We start from the raw sequence: 16,709 nt of genomic DNA on the forward strand, positions 1-16,709 counted from the left end.
CTCGAGAAGAGATTTACGAAAGGTACACGTGCGCACCATAAACGGTCCGACGGACACGATCGTCGTAGTAGGCGCAGGCCTCGCGGGACTCTCGGCGGCGCTGCATCTGATCGGTGCAGGCAAACGCGTCACGATCATCGAACGCGAGGCCGCCGTCGGTGGCCGAGTCGGGGTCTACCCCGTGACGGGCGACGACGGCAAGACCCTGTACGAGATCGACAACGGGGCAAGTGTTCTCACCATGCCCGATCTCATCGAGTCCGCCCTCGCCGCGGTGGGAGAGTCGTTCGACTCGGTGTCTCCGAAGATCTCGCTGTGTGCCCTCTCCCCCAGCTATCACACGCGGTATGCCGACGGATCGTCGATCGATGTCTTCTCCGACCCCGAAGCGATGGCCGAGGAGGTCGCGCGAAAATGCGGATCCGCCGAGGCCGAGGGGTACCGCGCACTTCGGCGGTGGCTGGCATCGATCTTCGACGCCGAATTCGATCGGTTCATCGACTCCAATTTCGATTCTCCCCTCGACCTGGTGTCCACGCCGTCAGCGCTTCGCGACACACTCGCAATCACGCGGCTGGGGGGATTCGGCCGGCTCGGACCGCGGGTGGAGAAATTCCTGAAGGACGAACGACTTCGACGCGTGTTCACCTTCCAAGCGTTGTATGCGGGCATGGCGCCCGCCAAGGCCCTCGCGGTCTACGGAGCGATCGCGCACATGGACACCTCCCTCGGCGTGTACTTCCCCGAAGGAGGCATGGCAACCGTCGCAGCCGGTATGGCCGACGCCGTGACCCGAAACGGCGGAACCGTTGTCACCGGCGCCGAAGTGACGAATATCGACGTGCGGGAAGGGCGAGCAACGTCGGTTCGAACGTCCGATGGAACCGTCTACCCGTGTGACGCCCTGATCCTGACTCCAGACCTCCCCGTCGTCGACGCGTTGCTCGACGGTGCCGCCGTGTCCGCGCGTGGACGGGGGCGCGGATACGGGACAGTGTCGCCGTCGGCCGTCGTCTTCCACGGCACGGTTCCGACTCGCGTCACGGACATGTGGCCCGCTTCGTCGCACCACACGATCGACTTCGGCGCAGAATGGTCGTCGACCTTCGCACGAATCACCGCCCGCCGAGGGAAGGGCACTCTCATGGCCGACCCCTCGTTGCTCGTCACGAGGCCCTCGGTGACCGATCGGGCTCTGCTCGTCGAACGAGGTGGCGAACAATGCGAACCCGTCTCGGTCCTCGCGCCGTGCCCCAACCTGAGGAGCGCGCCCCTGGACTGGACTCGTCTGCAGGATCCCTACGTTCGGGAACTTCAACAAGAGTTGGAGCGCCGTGGCTACCGCGGTATGTCCACCATGACGGTCGACCACGTCGACACGCCGCAGACGTGGGCCGACCGAGGAATGCTGTTGGGAAGTCCTTTCTCATCCGCACACGTCTTCCGACAGACGGGCCCGTTTCGCAGACACAACGTCGTGCGCGGCCTGAAGAACGTGGTGCTCGCTGGTTCGGCGACCACTCCAGGGGTCGGGGTGCCGACTGTCCTCGTGTCGGGCAAACTGGCCGCAGAACGAATCCGCTGACTACGCGACGCGGCGGCCGAGATGCGATGACATCGACGTTCTGCGTCGGGATGGTTCGGACTATCGCGTCGTACCCACTAAACTGACTGCGGCCATCGAGCGTGAACCTCGTGTTCACCCGGCGGCCGTCCATTCCGTGCTATCGAGCATGGGTCGAGTATCTGGAGAGGAGGACGGACGCCGCTATGTCCTCGGTCCACGGTTCCCCGGCCTCGGGTACGGCGCAACCCGACCCGACCACCGGAACCGAAGCGTCCTCCGTGGACTCGAAAAAGTCGTCCGTTCGCCACCTGGGCTTGTTCCTACGCAGCCCGGAAGGTCACGCAGCGATCCTCGGTCTCGTCGGCGCCGCCCTCATCACGTTCGGCGGCTTCGGTGCAGGAAGCGTCCGACGCCGTGACCCGTTGCTGGAATCGATGCATCTGTCGTGGCTTCGCTTCGGACACGGGCTCATTCTCTCGAGCATCATCGTGTGGCTCGGCGTCGTCCTGATGATCGTGGCGTGGGTACGGCTCGGGCGCGCGACGCTGGGTGGGCGAACAACTCTCCGCGAACTCCGCTGGGTTGTTCCTGCATGGACTGCGCCGTTGCTGCTGTCCGTACCGATGTTCAGTCGCGACGCCTATTCGTACCTCGCGCAGGGGGCCTTGCTGCGCGACGGCTTCGACCCGTATGCCGTCGGACCGGTGGCCAATCCCGGAATTCTCCTGGACAACGTGAGCAATGTCTGGACGACGACTACCGCGCCGTACGGCCCACTCTTTCTCCTTCTCGGTCAGGCGATCACCGCCGTCACCGGCGACAACGTGATCGCTGGCACGATGCTGCTCCGCGTCACGATGTTGCCCGGACTCGCGCTGATGATGTGGGCGGTGCCGAAGCTCGCGTCTCATCTCGGTGGGAAGCCGACGATCGCGTTGTGGCTCGCAGTTCTCAATCCGCTCGTACTCATCCATCTCATCGGCGGAGTCCACAACGAACTCTTGATGGTCGGACTGATGACTGCCGGAGTTGTGCTCGTGCTCGAACGCAGACATGTCGGAGGAGTTGCCCTCGTTGCGATTGCGGTCGCGATCAAGGCGACCGCAGGTCTGGCACTTCCCTTCATGGTCTGGATCTGGATGATTCACGAACGCGAGAAAGCTGAAGCCGAAGGCAGAAAGCCCATGTCCCCCGTCATGTCCTTCGTCAAGACAGCGGGTACAGGCACAGGTGTGTTCGCTGCGGTATTCGCGGTCGCATCGTTGGCGGCAGGTGTCGGCATCGGTTGGCTCACCGCGTTGTCCGGCTCGGCGAAGATCATCAACTGGCTGTCCCTCCCCACGATTCTGGCGCACCTGGTCACCGTGAGTACCTCGTGGTTCCTCGACTCGCGCCTGGGCCCCGTTCTCGAAGTGACCCGACTGCTGTGTGCCGTAGCGCTCGCCGTGATCATCGTCGGAACCTGGTGGCTCTATCGCCGTACCGAGCGTGATGCGGTCAAAGGCATAGTCATCGCTCTCGTCGCGATCGTCGTTCTCTCCCCTGCGGCGTTGCCGTGGTACTACTCGTGGCCCCTGGCCCTGGCTGCGGGTTTCGCATTGTCCACGCGAACGTTGATGATTCTGGTCGGGCTGTCCACCTGGTTGATGCTCGTCTTCCGTCCCGACGGCTCGATCGGCCTTTACACCGTCGCGCACGTCGCACTCGCTACGTTCGCCGCAGTTGTCGCTGCGCTGTCGCTGACGAAGGTCGATCCACTGAGGTTGCGCGGTAAGCCGGCCACCACCTCCGCACCCGGAGATTCGTCGGTGGCACGCGAGACTAGCGGGCGAAGCCGTGGGTGAACTCGACGCGATCGACCCAGCTCTGCACGATGCGTACATGCTGTGCCGCAGCCTCAACGCCCGCCACGGTAAGACGTACTTTCTCGCCACACGTCTACTTCCCGTCGACAGACGGGCAGGGGTGCACGCGCTGTACGGATTTGCACGAATGGTCGACGACATCATCGACGTCGATGTCGACGGGTCACTCACCGAAGATCCGTCGCCCGACGCTCGAATCGCACCCGCCGACCGACGCGCAGGCGCCGAGGTTGACGTGCTCGAGCAACGAGTCCGGGACGCTCTGAGGGGTGAGCAACTCGGAATCAGCCCTTCCGACCAAGTCCTACGGGCATTCGTCGACACCGTCGATCGATACCAAATCCCCCACGAGTACTTCTACGCGTTCTTCCACTCGATGCGGATGGACATACCGGGGTCGGAGGTCTTCCGATCGCGGTATCGAACGATGGAGGAGCTGTCCGAGTACATGTACGGATCCGCAGCTGTCATCGGCCTCGAGATGCTTCCCATCCTCGGGTCGACAAGCGCGGACGCCGAGGCACCTGCCGCTGCGCTCGGCGAGGCGTTCCAGTTGACGAACTTCATTCGCGACATGGGCGAGGACCTCGATCGCGACCGAATCTATCTGCCGACCGACGAGCTGGCCGCGTTCGGGGTGGACGAGGAGCTTCTGCGCTGGTGCAGGCGTGAGTCTCGGACCGATCCTCGCATCGACCGAGCACTTGCCCACCTCATCGCCCACACGCGCGCGATCTACCGCGTCGCCGAGCCCGGCATCGACATGCTCGACCCGCGGGTACGCCCAGGAATGCGAACAGCGTTACTGCTGTACGGCGGAATCCTGCGCGAGGTCGAGGACAACGGCTACCGCGTGCTGTACGAGCGAGCGCGTGTCCCAGGGTGGCGCCGTCTCTCGGTCGCGGGTCCACGATTGGTGTCCACCGGGTGGACCGCTCTCCGAACCCACTCTTCCGTCAGAATGCCATCGACTGCGCGCGTCTGATCACTTCACGCATCAAATCGCCGTGCATGGCGTCGATCGGAGTGCCCGGAAGACTGTCGTCCGCTTCGAACAGCCACTTCAGGATTTCTTCGTCTTCGTATCCCCCGTCGTGCAGAACGGCGAGAAGCCCGGGGAGTCCTTTGACAACCTGTTTCCCTGCTGCGTTCAGGAAGACCTCCGGCACACCGGGCACTCGGTCTCGTTTGACGGCCAGAAGCTGACGATCTCGGAGCATTTGTTCGACCCTGGACTTGGGGACCTCGAGAATCTTGCTCACGTCGGCCAGCTGCAACAGCGAAACCGATGGATCCAGGACGTCGTCGGAGTAAGGGATTGTGCTCACTGCAGTAACGTTAACGGGTTGGGTCTCGAGATACGAAAATGCCGTACGCGTGCCGTCGGTTCCGAGACGAAGCCGATACCAAATCTGGCTACCATCGCCTAGGTAGCGCGACGGGAACGAAAACGCCAGTGAACTTTCAGGAGGTAGACGACGTGACATCCGGCCAGGAGTGGAGCCTGCGGGGAGACCCGCGTGCATCCGTGTTGGCAGGTTCGTTACTGGATCGGCGCTACCGGATAGACGCCCCCATCGCCCGCGGCGGTATGTCCACGGTGTACCGCGCGCTCGACACACGCCTCGATCGTCCGGTCGCCGTCAAGATCATGGATCCCAAATTCGCCGAGGATCCCCAGTTCGTCGCGCGATTCGAGTTCGAGGCCCGGGCGGTCGCGCGGCTCAACAACCCGGGTTTGGTGGCCGTATACGACCACGGCCGCGACGGCGAGTTCGCATTTCTGGTGATGGAGTTGGTCGAGGGTGGAACACTGCGCGAGCTCCTGCGAGAGCGCGGTCCGATGCCTCCGCATGCCGCTGCAGCGGTGATTCGTCCGGTCCTGGACGCACTCGGTACGGCGCACCGAGCCGGTCTGGTCCACCGCGATGTCAAGCCGGAGAACATTCTCGTGTCCGATTCGGGCGACGTGAAGATTGCCGACTTCGGGCTCGTGCGCGCGGTTGCGGCGTCGAACGCCACATCGAGTTCGGTGATCTTGGGCACAGCCGCGTATCTGTCGCCCGAACAGGTCACGACTGGGTCGGCCAATGCAGGCAGCGATGTGTACGGCGTAGGAGTCGTACTCTTCGAGTTGCTCACCGGGCGCACACCCTTCTCCGGTGACACGTCGCTGTCGATCGCGTACCAGCGAATCGACAACGACGTCCCCAGGCCGAGCACGTTCATCGCAGGCGTACCGCAGGAGTTCGACGAACTCGTCTCGCGCGCGACGAACCGCGATCCGGCCGGCCGTTTCCAGAACGCCGACGACATGGCCCGTGCACTTCGGTCGGTCTGCGCACGGCTCGAACTACCTCCGTATCGCGTCCCCGCGCCGAAGCGGTCGGCGGAGCACAGGAGCGCCGCAGCGTTGGGGGCGCCCACCACCTTCGCCGGTGATCGACACCGGCCGCCGCCCGCTCCCCCGACTCGCGCAGTTCCGGCGCCGGTACAGCAGGACATCGAGCCCAATCACACCCGCGTGCATACTGCGCCGACCTCGCGCGGCAACGACTACTCCGAGGTCCAGGTTCCAGACCGCGGCGGACGTCGACAGTACGAATTCCCGAATTTCGACGCCGACAGGCAGCGCTCACGTCGCGCGATCGTCATCTGGTTGACCGTCGTCGCGTTGCTGGCCGTATTTGTCGGAGTAGGTGGCTGGTGGATGGGTTCGGGTCGGTACACGACCGTTCCCGAGGTAGGTGGCCTCGATCTCACCGGGGCCGAGAGTGCCATCGTGGCAGCCGATCTCACCAGTGCGACCCGAGGTACGTATTCCGATTCGGTCCCGGTCGATTCGCTGTTGGGCAGCGATCCCACAACCGGTGTGCGCGTCGCCAGGGGCCAAACGGTGTACCTACTGGTCTCACTCGGGCAGCCACGCGTGCCGGATGTGTCACCGGGCGTGTCGATCGGCGAGATGCAGGATCAATTGCGCGAGCGCACATTCGAACCGGTCGACGGCGGCGATGCCTTCAGCACGACGACTCCGGTGGGTGGGGTCGCCGCGCTCGAACCCCCGCCGGGAACCACGCTTTCGGTCGGTGATTCGGTCAAGATACTGCGCTCCAAAGGCGCTCCCCCAGTCGACATCCCGGATGTGTCGGGAATGTCGGCGGACGAGGCAGTCGCGGCCTTGGATTCGGTGGGAATTACGGTGTCCGCCACCGACATCGCGTTCGACGACAGCACGGACGGTGGCAAGGTCAGCGCGACATCGCCGGAGATCGGTACGAGCGTGACTGCGGGAAGCAGTGTGCGCCTGCAGGTCTCGAACGCGATTCAAGTGCCGTCGCTGCTCGGCCGGTCGGTCGGGTCGGCGCGTGAGACGTTGGAGCGTCTCGAACTCGATGTTCGTGTCCGTCAGGTGTTCGACACCGACGGTTCACTCGTGGTGTCGCAGACCCCAGGGCCAGGCTCTCGCGTAGCCCCGGGATCGAGCGTCACCGTCGTATCGCTGCCGTGACGATCAGCCACGCAGCATTTCGGCGACGAGGAACGCCAGTTCCAACGACTGCTGTGTATTGAGTCGCGGGTCGCACGCTGTCTCGTAACGTCCGGCCAGATCGAGATCCGAGATCTCCTGTGCGCCGCCGAGACACTCGGTGACGTCGTCACCGGTCAGCTCGACGTGCATGCCCCCTGGATGCGTTCCCAGAGAGCGATGAATCTCGAAGAACCCCTGTACTTCGTCGACGATACGATCGAAGTGCCGCGTCTTGTAACCGGTGGACGCTTCGTGCGTGTTGCCGTGCATGGGGTCGCACTGCCAAATGACCTGATGCCCGGTTGCCTGGACCTTCTCGATGATGGGCGGAAGAAGCTCACGGATCTTGCCGTTGCCCATACGAGAGATGAGAGTCAACCGTCCAGGCTTGTTGGTGGGATCCAGTCGTTCGACGTATTCGACTGCCATGTCCGGAGTAGTCGACGGCCCGATCTTGAGACCGATTGGGTTGTTGATCAACTCTGCAAGAGCGATGTGGGCGCCGTCGAGCTGACGAGTTCGGTCGCCGATCCACAGGAAGTGCGCGGACAGATCGTAGAGTTTCGGGTGTTCCGCGTTCGCGTCGTCGAGCCGCAGCATTGCGCGTTCGTAGTCCAGAACCAGCGCTTCGTGGCTGGCGAAAATCTGCGCTGTTTCCAGGTTCGGATCGTTGACGCCGCAGGCATCCATGAACCGCAGACCTCGATCGATTTCCTCGGCCAGCGCCTCGTATCGCGCACCTGCGGGCGAATTCTGAACGAACTCACGGTTCCAGTCGTGCACCTTGTGCAGATCGGCCATGCCCGCGCCGGTCAGTGCCCGCACGAGATTCATAGCTGCGCTGGCATTTGCGTACGCACGTACCAATCGCGACGGATCGTGCTTGCGGACGGCCTCGTCGGCGACGATCGAGTTGACCATGTCACCCCGGTACGACTTCAGACCGAGGGCATCGACATCGGCCGAGCGCGGCTTGGCGTACTGCCCAGCAATTCTGCCGACCTTCACCACCGGCATGCTGGCGCCGTAGGTGAGCACCACTGCCATCTGCAGCAGAGTGCGGATGTTGCCCTTGATGTGCGGCTCGGTGTTGTCGACGAACGTTTCGGCGCAGTCACCGCCCTGCAGCAGGAACGCTTCACCGCGCGCGACGGCGGCCAGCTGATCGGACAGAGTCTCGACTTCGCCTGCGACGGTGATCGGCGGAACACTTTCGAGCACCTTGCGCATGTCGGCAGCCTGGGCAGGATCCCAGGACGGCTGTTGCGCCGCGGGCTTGGCCAGAGCATCGTCGAGTTGCTGACGCAACGAACCCGGCAACGGCGGAAGGTCGGGTAAGCGATCGATGGGTACGTCGACAGTCCAGTTCACCGCTACAGGATATTGCCTCTCGCTCCGGTGTCGGCGCGCGGCACCCTCGTCGCCGCGGCCTTCAGTCAACTCGACGCAGCCTCGACAGCGTTGAACTTGACGAGATTGTGTCTGGCGTCGGCGAGAGCATCATGCGCGTCGTCGGGCGCGGGCGGCAGGTACGGGCTTCCACGATCTTCCCAGTGCTGACGCAATTCGCGCGTGAATCTGGGGAGCGCCCGCGGCAGTTCGGTCATCGACCCCCACAGTTGGCACAGCGCTACGTGATCGTAGGCGGCGATCCAGGCCCATAATTCGACCTCCGCGCCGGGGTACGGCACGAGGAAGTCGAGCAACTCGTCACGGATCGCTGATCTGCTCTTCCACAGCGGCGACGAGTAAGGTGGCAGCTTGGGAAGCACGTTGCGCTTGACCCATTTACCTGCACGCTCGGGGTCGAACTCGGTGGAGACGGCGTAAAATTCGCGACCGTCCTCGGAGACCACGGCGATCGAGACCAGGTCGATTGTGCGACCATCCTCGATGAACTCGGTGTCATAGAAGTAGCGCACACCGATCACCCTAACCAAGGAACGATGTTGACCACACCCGAGACCACCGCGCATGTGCCGGCGACCCCCAGGACGCCCCGGCGCGCCGTTCCACACGCGGTAGCGGTGATCGCGTGTGTGTCGATCACCGCGGCGGCCCTGGCCGGAATCGCCTACAACCTCGTCGGCCTACCCGGACTTCGCGCGCTGGGTTCGTACTACCGAATCGATCTCGATGTCTACCGTCTCGGTGGTGGCGTCTTCGCGGCACACGCACCGCTGTACGGCGAGATGCCACCGACTCAGTTGGGCAACACCCTTCCGTTCACGTACCCGCCCATCGCGGCTGTCCTGTTCAGTCCCCTGTCCGCCCTGTCTCTGTACTGGGCCGGCATCGTGGTGACTGTTCTGTCTCTGACGCTCCTCTTCGGGACGATCGTTCTCACGCTCAGGTCTCTCGGGTACGCCCCGCGAACCCTTCTGTTGTGGGCGGCAGGCGCAGTGTTCGCCGTCTCGCTGATCCTCGAACCTGTGTTCTCGACGCTCGACTACGGACAGATCAACATCGTGCTGATGGCGTTCGTCGCGGCGGACTGTTTGCCCCGCAAGACACCGTGGCCGCGCGGAGTTCTGATCGGCTTCGTGGCTGCGGTGAAGCTGACACCAGCTGTGTTCGTGTTGTTCTTCTTGCTACGCAGAGACTTTCGTGCCGCGGTGATCTCGGGCGTCAGCTTCGCGGCATTCACCGCGCTCGGCTTCCTCGCGACCTTCTCCGACTCGATCACGTACTGGACCGACACGTTGATCGATTCGGACAGAATCGGGCGGCCGGCGTACCCAGCGAATCAATCCGTCACAGGTGTGCTCGCCCGACTGGGTCTGGATGATTCGCTGCGTTCGATCCTGTGGATTGTGCTGTCGCTCGCCCTTCTCGCACTCGCAGCCGTAGCCATGCGCCGAGCGTTCTCGTCGGGCCAGACCGCCCTTGCTCTCGGCGCCAACGCGATCTTCGGTCTACTCGTGTCGCCGGTGTCCTGGTCGCATCACTGGGTATGGGCAGTGCCGTTCGTGGTCGCCCTGGGAACCCTCGCGTACCGGCAGCGACGCTACGCGGTGCTGGCCTTTGTCGGAACAGGCGTGGTCATACTGCATTTCGCGCCACACTGGACGCTGTCCGTCGGTCGCTATTCGGGACTCGGATGGCCGCTGTGGGATCAGGTGGCGGCGTCGTCGTACGTCTGGTGGGGAATTGCAGCACTCGGCGTGACAGCCGTGACCCTGCGTCTCGTCGACGCGCCCGCGCGCTCCACCGCCCAGTAAGGACGCCGCCGTCAGCTAGCGCGTGTGTCAGGGACACGCTCCGGGTCGACCGGGGTCGCAGCTTCGGTCGACGCGGTGGCGGTCTTCTTGAGAGACGCGGCGTACACGTCGACGTACTCCTGGCCGGACAACAACATCAGGTCGTACATGACCTCGTCTGTTACAGCACGCTCGACGAACCGATTGCCCGCGAGCCCCTCGAACCGGGAGAAGTCGATCGGCTTACCGATCTTGATGGTGATCTTCGCCGGACGCCATACTTTCGAACCGATTGGATTCATCTTGTCGGTCCCGATCATGGCCACCGGCACCACCTGAACGCCGGTTTGCAGCGCCAGCCGCGCCATTCCGGTCTTGCCCTTGTACAACCGGCCGTCGGGCGACCGAGTCCCTTCCGGGTAGATGCCGAGCACTTTGCCCTTCTCGATCACCCGAACGCCGGCATTGAGTGCGTCCTGGGCCGCGTCCGCTCCGGTTCGGTCGATCGGAACTTGGCCTACCGCGGTGAAGAACCATTTCTGAAATGCGCCCTTGACTCCGGATCCGGTGAAGTACTCACTCTTCGCCAGGAATGTGATGCGTCGCTGCACCTTCAGGGGAAGATAGAACGAGTCGAGAACGGCCTGATGGTTGCTCGCCAGAATCACGGGACCACGTGCCGGGATGTTCTCGACGCCCTCGATGGACGGCCGACCGAGCGCGATCAGGATCGGACCGATGAAGACGTACTTGAACAGCCAGTACCACATGGCGTCCTTCCTGAGGAGAAAACAAACACGGCGAGGGTCCACGGGAAACTGTACCTACCGTTTATGACGCCAGCCACACCAACAGCCGAGGGGCGATGGACTTCACATCGAGTCCGTCAGCGCACGGTGGTCAGGAACGCAGACCGGGCAAGATCCGCCGCACCGATCATCCCTGCCGCCTCACCGAGTTGGGTGGCTCTGATCCGTGCGAGGGGGCGGTGACCCGCGCCGGTGACCGACCGTGCACAGTGCTCGGTTGCTTCGTTCAAGAACTGGCTCGACGACGTCGCCACACCCCCCGCAATCACGATCAGATCCGGGTCGTAGAGGTCGCTCACCATGGACAGCCCGATTCCGAGCCACCGCGCGAACTCGTGCATCGTTTGCTTGCCGATCTCGTCGCCGTCCTGGGCTGCCGACGCGATCCTCCGGCCGGTCAACGAACCCGGGTCGAGAAATACCTCACGCGCAAGGATCGTGGACGATCCGTGATCCGCCGCGAGCAACTCGACCGCTGTATCCACGAGAGCTGTTCCACTGCAATAGCGTTCCCAACATCCACGTTTTCCGCAGGGGCACGCGCGGCCGTCCTGTACCACCTGGATATGCCCCAACTCCGGCGCGACGCCATAACTGCCGCGGTAGATCCTGCCATCGATCAGCAGAGCCGCTCCGATTCCGGTGCCGATCGCGACCATGACGACGTTGTGGCCGTCTGCCGCTGCCCCGAAACGGTATTCGGCCCATGCCGCCGAGTTCGCGTCGTGCTCGAGCAGGACCGGCAGGCCGATACGATCGCTCATGCGGCGTGCGACCGGGCTGTCGACCCACGGCAGGTGAGGAGCAAATCGGACCGACGTTCGGTCCGAATCGACGAAGCCGGCCACCGCCAGGCCGACCGCGGCGACATGGTGACGTGCCGCGAGTTCGCGTACCACTCGCTCCAGTCCCTGCTCGAGCGCTTCGGCCGAATGCGGAGTCGGAGACTGCGTCGAATCGATGACCTGGCCGGACGCATCGACGACGGATGCCCGCAAACTGGTGCCGCCCACATCGATGCCGATCGTGTGCGATTCTCGCTGCCGCTTCATTCTCGGACCTTTCTCGGCCGCCCCCCAACGGCGTGCAGAACTGTGCTTCCCGACCCAGGACAGAGACCGACTGCGTGTCAGTTCGGTGAATCCTGCGGATTCGGATCTTTCACGGTAACGGTAATCGGTACGAACTTCGCCCGTCGCACTACTGGGTCTTCCGTGTCGCGTGGAACAGCCGGGTCGTCGCTGTGAGCCTCGCCACCGGAGGGCCGATCCTCCCGCCCCGCTCGCTCGGTCCCGCTCGGGCCGGGTGCGCCGGTGTGTTCGCTCATCAGTTGACGAAGCAGTGCGATCACGGCTGCCCCCTCCGATGCCACCAGGGTGAGAAGGTCGTGCTGTTCGCCTCGTACCAGCGCAGCCATCGCGCAGACCGGGCACCAACTACATCCCTGCTGGGGGCGTTGTCGTTGGTCCTCGACCGCTTGGCGCAACACGGGCTCGAGACGAGTCAGCACCGTCTCGGCAAGCGCCCAGAGTTCGGCGGACACGTCGGAATGTCGATCAGCCAACGGTCCGCTCCCCTCTCATACCGGCCACACGGACGCGTCGGGACGGAAACGAACGACGAGCGACCCGGCCTCGAAATCAGCGCCGACGACGATGCACCGCCTCAATACCGAAGCCAGGTGCACACGACGACGAACGCCGTCTGCGCCGACGATCATGTCGTCCTCGACCCGGCCGAGTGTCAGCGTCGACGGATCGACGAGCGGAAGCACCATCGTCATCGTGTAGATCGACTCCAACCCCGTACCGGATTCGTGCACAACCGTCGGTCCATCCTCACCCACGTATTCGGACGCGTGCGACGCGTCGAATCGCGGCGCAAGTGCGCCCAGACCGGACAACCCTACCGGCTCGGCCGAGGTCTGCTCCACGACCACCAGCGAACGTCCTGCAGCCATTATTTCGATCTCGGCCATGACGTCCTGCTGCGCCGACCGCCACGCCTCGAACCAGAAGACAGCCGGATGTGCTCCGACGAGACCGACCGACGCCGAATTCAGTGTTGGCAGAACCTTGTTGACCATGACCGTGTCGAGGGGGAGCCCTGTCAATGCCGCTGCCGACAGGGTACGACGCGTCTCGGCGAGTCCGACTCGATCCGGGGTCAGCACGACGGCGACCGAGGTCCGCTGTCGATCGAAAAGCAATGTGCGGACTCGGTCGGCACCGGACACGACGCTCTCGATCATGGCAACGAGAACCGTCAACCGCGGATCGGTTCCTGTACCGGCGACTATCCGATCGTGCTGGGGCCACAGACGTTCGAGATAGCCGCCGACGAGATCGGGGAGCTGGAGCGAACGAACAGCGTCAGCGGTGGCCGGAAAGTCGACGAACACCGTGTCCCATCGCTTTTCGTCGACCAATTCCACGATTCGGTGTAAACCGAGCAGCTCCTGGACGCCCGGCGCACCGACGATCTCCTCGGGGTCTACAGCGCCGAATCGAACGCCGTGTTCATGACCTGCGCCAGTCATCGACAGTAGGTTGGTGAGCTTTGCGTACCGCGTAGCGACCAGCTCCAGCGTGTTCAGCTCCAGCGCGTCCAACCCGGCGTCCACCGTCATCGCGTCCGACAAGTCCGACCGCCGTGAAGGCAGGGCAAGAACGTCCCCGAGCGAGTGAGCTTGATCGAAAGACACCACGAGGGCGCGCCGTCCGGATCTCGCAAGGTCGAGTGCCGCCTTCACCGCAAGAGTCGTCTTGCCCACACCACCTTTGCCGACGAACAGCCGGACGGTGGTGTGGACCTCTGCGCGGTCGTCGGTCAGCCTTCGACCCTCTTCTTCAGTTCTTTGAGTGCGGTGTCGGTGATGACCTTTTCGGCCTTGCGCTTGAACAAGCCGATCATCGGAATGTTCAGGTCGACGGCGAGTTCGTAGGTGACCTCGGTGCCACCGTCCTTGTTCTCGATCAGTGTGTAGGACCCGGTCTGAGACTTCTGCATCTCACCCGACACCAGTTCCCAAGAAACAGATTTTCCGTCCGATGCCCACTGGTAGCTGAGCTCGTACGTGTCCTTGACCATTCCTGCGTCGAGCACGAACTTCACACGGTCCGCTCGTCCATCGACGCCTGTCGCCAGCACGTCCACCGATTTCGCAGCCGACACCCAGGACGGGTATGCGTCGAAATCGGCGATCACGTCCATCACCTGCGCAGATGGAGCGTCGACAGTGATCGACCTCTGTGTTCTCTCGGCCATCGTGGTTTCTCGGTGTCCCTTCTGTTCTCGTGAAGTCCTCTCGGCTCGGGCTATACCCGGCTCGTGGAGCTCTTATCCATGTTCATCTCACACGATCGCCGTTTGGCGCACAACGGCCGTCGGTCAGAGCTGCGTGTGCTGCGGACGTTCACCAGCAGGGCGGCCTACCTCGAGCTCACGCTTGAGGTCGAATGCCATGGTCTTACCCGCGACACGGCGTCTGCGGTTCTCGACAGCGAGATCGGTGTTCGCTGCACCTGCAGGCTCCGCGTGGAGGAAATAATGCACGATGACGCCGTCGAGCGCCGAAACGGCCTCCAGCCACACTTCCATCGTCCCGGTCAATGCACCGCCGACCGCCCACCTGATGCCTTTGTCGGCTCGATCCTCGGTGACCTCGAGGCGCAAGTCCGGCCACCACGTCCGCCAGCGCCGCGGCTGCCCGAGTGATGCGGCGAGCACCGCACCCGGAGCGGCGACGAATGTCTGATCGGCAACTTGGATACTGCTCATCGGATGAGCTTCACACATCGGCCAGACGCTGCACACACGAGGCGGTCGATCGGTGCGTCCGGTCAGGTCTACAGTGAAGCGAATCCGAGCTACTCGTGAGTAGAGCTAACCTTTTCTTTCCTGGAGGTCACCGTGCGTGAGTTCACATCGCCCGCAGCGTTCGTCATCGAAGAAGGCGAGTCGGCCGTGGACACGGTCTTCGCACGCGCGGCGAATTCACCCGGGTCCACAGCGTTCTCCCGTCAGGTGAACGGTCAGTGGTCGGACGTGAGCGCCGAAACGTTCGCAGCTCAGGTGACCGACGTAGCGAAAGGTTTGATCGCCGCAGGCCTGAACCAGGGCGATCGCGTTGCGCTGATGTCCTCGACCCGGTACGAGTGGACGGTCATCGACTACGCGATCTGGGCGTCGGGTGGCGTCACCGTCCCCATCTACGAGACCTCGTCGGCGGGCCAGGTCGAATGGATCCTCAGCGACGCCGAACCGGTTCTCCTCGTGCTCGAGACAGAGTCTCACGTGACGGAAACCGCCGACGTCGTCGCCGCGGCGAACACGGTCCGACGCACGTTCCGCATCGACGGGCCCACTGCGGACACCGGCGCGATCGCCGAACTGACCGCACTGGGCAACACCGTATCCGGGGATGACGTGAAGGCCAGGGTCGCAGCTTTGCGCTCCTCGGATCCCGCGACGTTGATCTACACCTCCGGAACGACCGGGCGCCCCAAGGGTGTGCAGCTCACCCACGCGAACCTGCTCGCCGAGTCTCGCGGAATCCGCGAGACGTCGCTCGAGTCGCTGCTTCGCCCCGGCAATCGCACCCTCATGTTCCTTCCGTTGGCCCACGTGCTCGCGAGGGCCGTCACGATCGCAGCGTTCGATGCCGGTGTCGCCGTGGGTCATACGAGCGATATCCCGAATCTCGTCTCGACGTTCGGGGCATTCGAACCTGACTTCATTCTCTCCGTCCCACGCGTGTTCGAGAAGGTCTACAACACCGCGAAGCAGAAGGCGCACGCCGACGGCAAAGGCAAGATCTTCGACGCAGCGGCAGACACCGCCGTCGCATGGAGCGAAGCCCAGGACTCCGGCGTCGGACTCGTACTGCGCATCAAGCACGCACTGTTCGACAAACTCGTCTACACCAAACTGCGTGCGGCTCTCGGCGGTCGATGCCAGCTTGCGATCTCAGGTGGAGCGCCACTCGGCGCACGCCTGGGCCACTTCTATCGCGGAATCGGTGTACCGATCTACGAGGGTTACGGGCTCACCGAAACCAGCGCTGCGTTCGCCGTGAACACCATCGGGCATCAGCGCGTGGGAAGCGTCGGACGCCCACTGCCTGCGAACACGGTACGCATCGCCGAGGACGGAGAGATCCAACTCCGCGGACCCGTCGTGTTCGCCGGCTACTGGCGAAACGACGATGCGTCCGCGGAATCGCTCGACGACGGTTGGTTCCGTACCGGCGATCTGGGATCGGTCGACGAGGATGGCTACATCACGATCACCGGGCGCAAGAAGGAACTCATCGTCACCGCGGGAGGAAAGAACGTCTCCCCCGCCGGGCTGGAGGACCGTCTGCGCGCGCACCCACTGATCAGCCAGGCCATCGTGGTCGGCGATCAGAAGCCCTTCATCGGAGCACTCGTCACCCTCGACGACGACGCCTTCTCCGGCTGGAAGGACTCGCACGGCAAGCCAGCCGAGGCCACCCCGTCCGACCTCGCGAAGGACCCCGATTTGACGGCCGAGATCGACGCCGCGATCGCTGATGCGAACACATCGGTGTCGCACGCCGAGGCCATCAAGAGATACCGAATTCTGCCGGGTGATTTCACGGAGGAAGCCGGTGAGGTGACACCTACGATGAAGCTGAAGAGAAATGTGATCGTCAAGACCTACGCGGACGAGATCGAGGCGATCTACACCAAGTAACGGCGCATGCCACGCACC

The 16,709-nt window shown here is 63.6% G+C and carries 15 protein-coding genes; 6 read left to right on the forward strand and 9 right to left on the reverse strand.

From position 1 onward, the window contains the following. Window positions 1–28 precede the first annotated feature (28 nt). The 3 genes from crtI to D8W71_RS18825 all read left to right on the forward strand — a co-directional run bounded on the left by crtI (window position 29) and on the right by D8W71_RS18825 (window position 4,417). On the forward strand, window positions 29–1,585 hold the full coding sequence (gene crtI / locus D8W71_RS18815; RefSeq protein ID WP_121115559.1) for a phytoene desaturase family protein: 1,557 nt from the start codon (window positions 29–31) through the stop codon (window positions 1,583–1,585). Window positions 1,586–1,770: 185 nt separating this feature from the next. Next, window positions 1,771–3,411, forward strand: a complete 1,641-nt coding sequence (locus D8W71_RS18820) for an alpha-(1->6)-mannopyranosyltransferase A (protein ID WP_236077503.1) — start codon at window positions 1,771–1,773, stop codon at window positions 3,409–3,411. Beyond that, window positions 3,404–4,417 carry a phytoene/squalene synthase family protein gene (locus D8W71_RS18825; RefSeq protein ID WP_121115561.1) on the forward strand — a complete coding sequence of 338 codons (1,014 nt, stop codon included), beginning with the start codon at window positions 3,404–3,406 and terminating at the stop codon, window positions 4,415–4,417. Before D8W71_RS18820 ends, D8W71_RS18825 begins: the two co-directional genes overlap by 8 nt. Here D8W71_RS18825 and D8W71_RS18830 read toward each other — a convergent pair. After that, window positions 4,389–4,760, reverse strand: coding sequence for an Rv2175c family DNA-binding protein (locus D8W71_RS18830; protein WP_121115563.1), 372 nt, complete (start codon window positions 4,758–4,760; stop codon window positions 4,389–4,391). The two genes, D8W71_RS18825 and D8W71_RS18830, sit on opposite strands and share 29 nt — an antisense overlap. Window positions 4,761–4,963: 203 nt before the next feature. Here D8W71_RS18830 and pknB point away from each other — a divergent pair, with 203 nt between their 5' ends. Next, the gene (gene pknB / locus D8W71_RS18835) at window positions 4,964–6,943 is read left to right on the forward strand and encodes a Stk1 family PASTA domain-containing Ser/Thr kinase (RefSeq protein WP_268959873.1); all 1,980 of its coding nucleotides are present in this window, start codon (window positions 4,964–4,966) and stop codon (window positions 6,941–6,943) included. A gap of 3 nt (window positions 6,944–6,946) precedes the next feature. Here pknB and D8W71_RS18840 read toward each other — a convergent pair whose 3' ends face one another. Continuing rightward, on the reverse strand, window positions 6,947–8,335 hold the full coding sequence (locus D8W71_RS18840; protein WP_121115567.1) for a class II 3-deoxy-7-phosphoheptulonate synthase: 1,389 nt from the start codon (window positions 8,333–8,335) through the stop codon (window positions 6,947–6,949). Window positions 8,336–8,400: 65 nt separating this feature from the next. Next, on the reverse strand, window positions 8,401–8,886 hold the full coding sequence (locus D8W71_RS18845) for a polyadenylate-specific 3'-exoribonuclease AS (RefSeq protein ID WP_121119541.1): 486 nt from the start codon (window positions 8,884–8,886) through the stop codon (window positions 8,401–8,403). 24 nt (window positions 8,887–8,910) lie between these two features. Between D8W71_RS18845 and D8W71_RS18850 the strand changes: the two genes are divergently transcribed. Beyond that, window positions 8,911–10,185, forward strand: a complete 1,275-nt coding sequence (locus D8W71_RS18850; RefSeq protein ID WP_121115569.1) for a glycosyltransferase 87 family protein — start codon at window positions 8,911–8,913, stop codon at window positions 10,183–10,185. Window positions 10,186–10,196: 11 nt separating this feature from the next. Here the strand turns inward: D8W71_RS18850 and D8W71_RS18855 are convergent, their stop codons facing one another. The 6 genes from D8W71_RS18855 to D8W71_RS18880 all read right to left on the reverse strand — a co-directional run bounded on the left by D8W71_RS18855 (window position 10,197) and on the right by D8W71_RS18880 (window position 14,753). Continuing rightward, window positions 10,197–10,934 carry a lysophospholipid acyltransferase family protein gene (locus D8W71_RS18855; protein WP_121115571.1) on the reverse strand — a complete coding sequence of 246 codons (738 nt, stop codon included), beginning with the start codon at window positions 10,932–10,934 and terminating at the stop codon, window positions 10,197–10,199. 116 nt (window positions 10,935–11,050) lie between these two features. Then, window positions 11,051–12,025, reverse strand: a complete 975-nt coding sequence (locus D8W71_RS18860; RefSeq protein WP_121115573.1) for an ROK family protein — start codon at window positions 12,023–12,025, stop codon at window positions 11,051–11,053. 77 nt (window positions 12,026–12,102) lie between these two features. Continuing rightward, window positions 12,103–12,537: a hypothetical protein gene (locus D8W71_RS18865; RefSeq protein ID WP_121115575.1), complete on the reverse strand. Its 435-nt coding sequence runs from the start codon at window positions 12,535–12,537 to the stop codon at window positions 12,103–12,105. Between the two features lie 15 nt (window positions 12,538–12,552). Next, window positions 12,553–13,806: an ArsA family ATPase gene (locus tag D8W71_RS18870; protein WP_161965510.1), complete on the reverse strand. Its 1,254-nt coding sequence runs from the start codon at window positions 13,804–13,806 to the stop codon at window positions 12,553–12,555. Continuing rightward, window positions 13,803–14,240, reverse strand: a complete 438-nt coding sequence (locus tag D8W71_RS18875) for an SRPBCC family protein (protein WP_121115579.1) — start codon at window positions 14,238–14,240, stop codon at window positions 13,803–13,805. The genes D8W71_RS18870 and D8W71_RS18875 overlap by 4 nt, the downstream gene beginning before the upstream one ends. Window positions 14,241–14,363: 123 nt before the next feature. Continuing rightward, a complete protein-coding gene (locus D8W71_RS18880) occupies window positions 14,364–14,753 on the reverse strand; it encodes a polyketide cyclase / dehydrase and lipid transport (protein WP_201265130.1) in 390 nt (129 codons plus the stop codon). Between the two features lie 132 nt (window positions 14,754–14,885). On the opposite strand from D8W71_RS18880, the gene D8W71_RS18885 reads away from it, so the two are divergent. After that, window positions 14,886–16,691, forward strand: a complete 1,806-nt coding sequence (locus D8W71_RS18885; protein WP_201265131.1) for an AMP-dependent synthetase/ligase — start codon at window positions 14,886–14,888, stop codon at window positions 16,689–16,691. Window positions 16,692–16,709 lie beyond the last annotated feature (18 nt).

The sequence above is a fragment of the Rhodococcus sp. P1Y genome, from assembly GCF_003641205.1.
In the GTDB taxonomy this organism is placed as follows: Bacteria; Actinomycetota; Actinomycetes; order Mycobacteriales; family Mycobacteriaceae; genus Rhodococcoides.

Excerpts from the sequence above, each read along its gene's own strand:
- D8W71_RS18860 (WP_121115573.1), bottom strand. The coding sequence starts at position 12,025 with ATGAAGCGGCAGCGAGAATCGCACACGATCGGCATCGATGTGGGCGGC.
- D8W71_RS18850 (WP_121115569.1), top strand. The coding sequence starts at position 8,911 with ATGTTGACCACACCCGAGACCACCGCGCATGTGCCGGCGACCCCCAGG.
- D8W71_RS18875 (WP_121115579.1), bottom strand. The coding sequence starts at position 14,240 with ATGGCCGAGAGAACACAGAGGTCGATCACTGTCGACGCTCCATCTGCG.
- D8W71_RS18820 (WP_236077503.1), top strand. The coding sequence starts at position 1,771 with ATGTCCTCGGTCCACGGTTCCCCGGCCTCGGGTACGGCGCAACCCGAC.
- D8W71_RS18880 (WP_201265130.1), bottom strand. The coding sequence starts at position 14,753 with ATGAGCAGTATCCAAGTTGCCGATCAGACATTCGTCGCCGCTCCGGGT.
- D8W71_RS18855 (WP_121115571.1), bottom strand. The coding sequence starts at position 10,934 with ATGTGGTACTGGCTGTTCAAGTACGTCTTCATCGGTCCGATCCTGATC.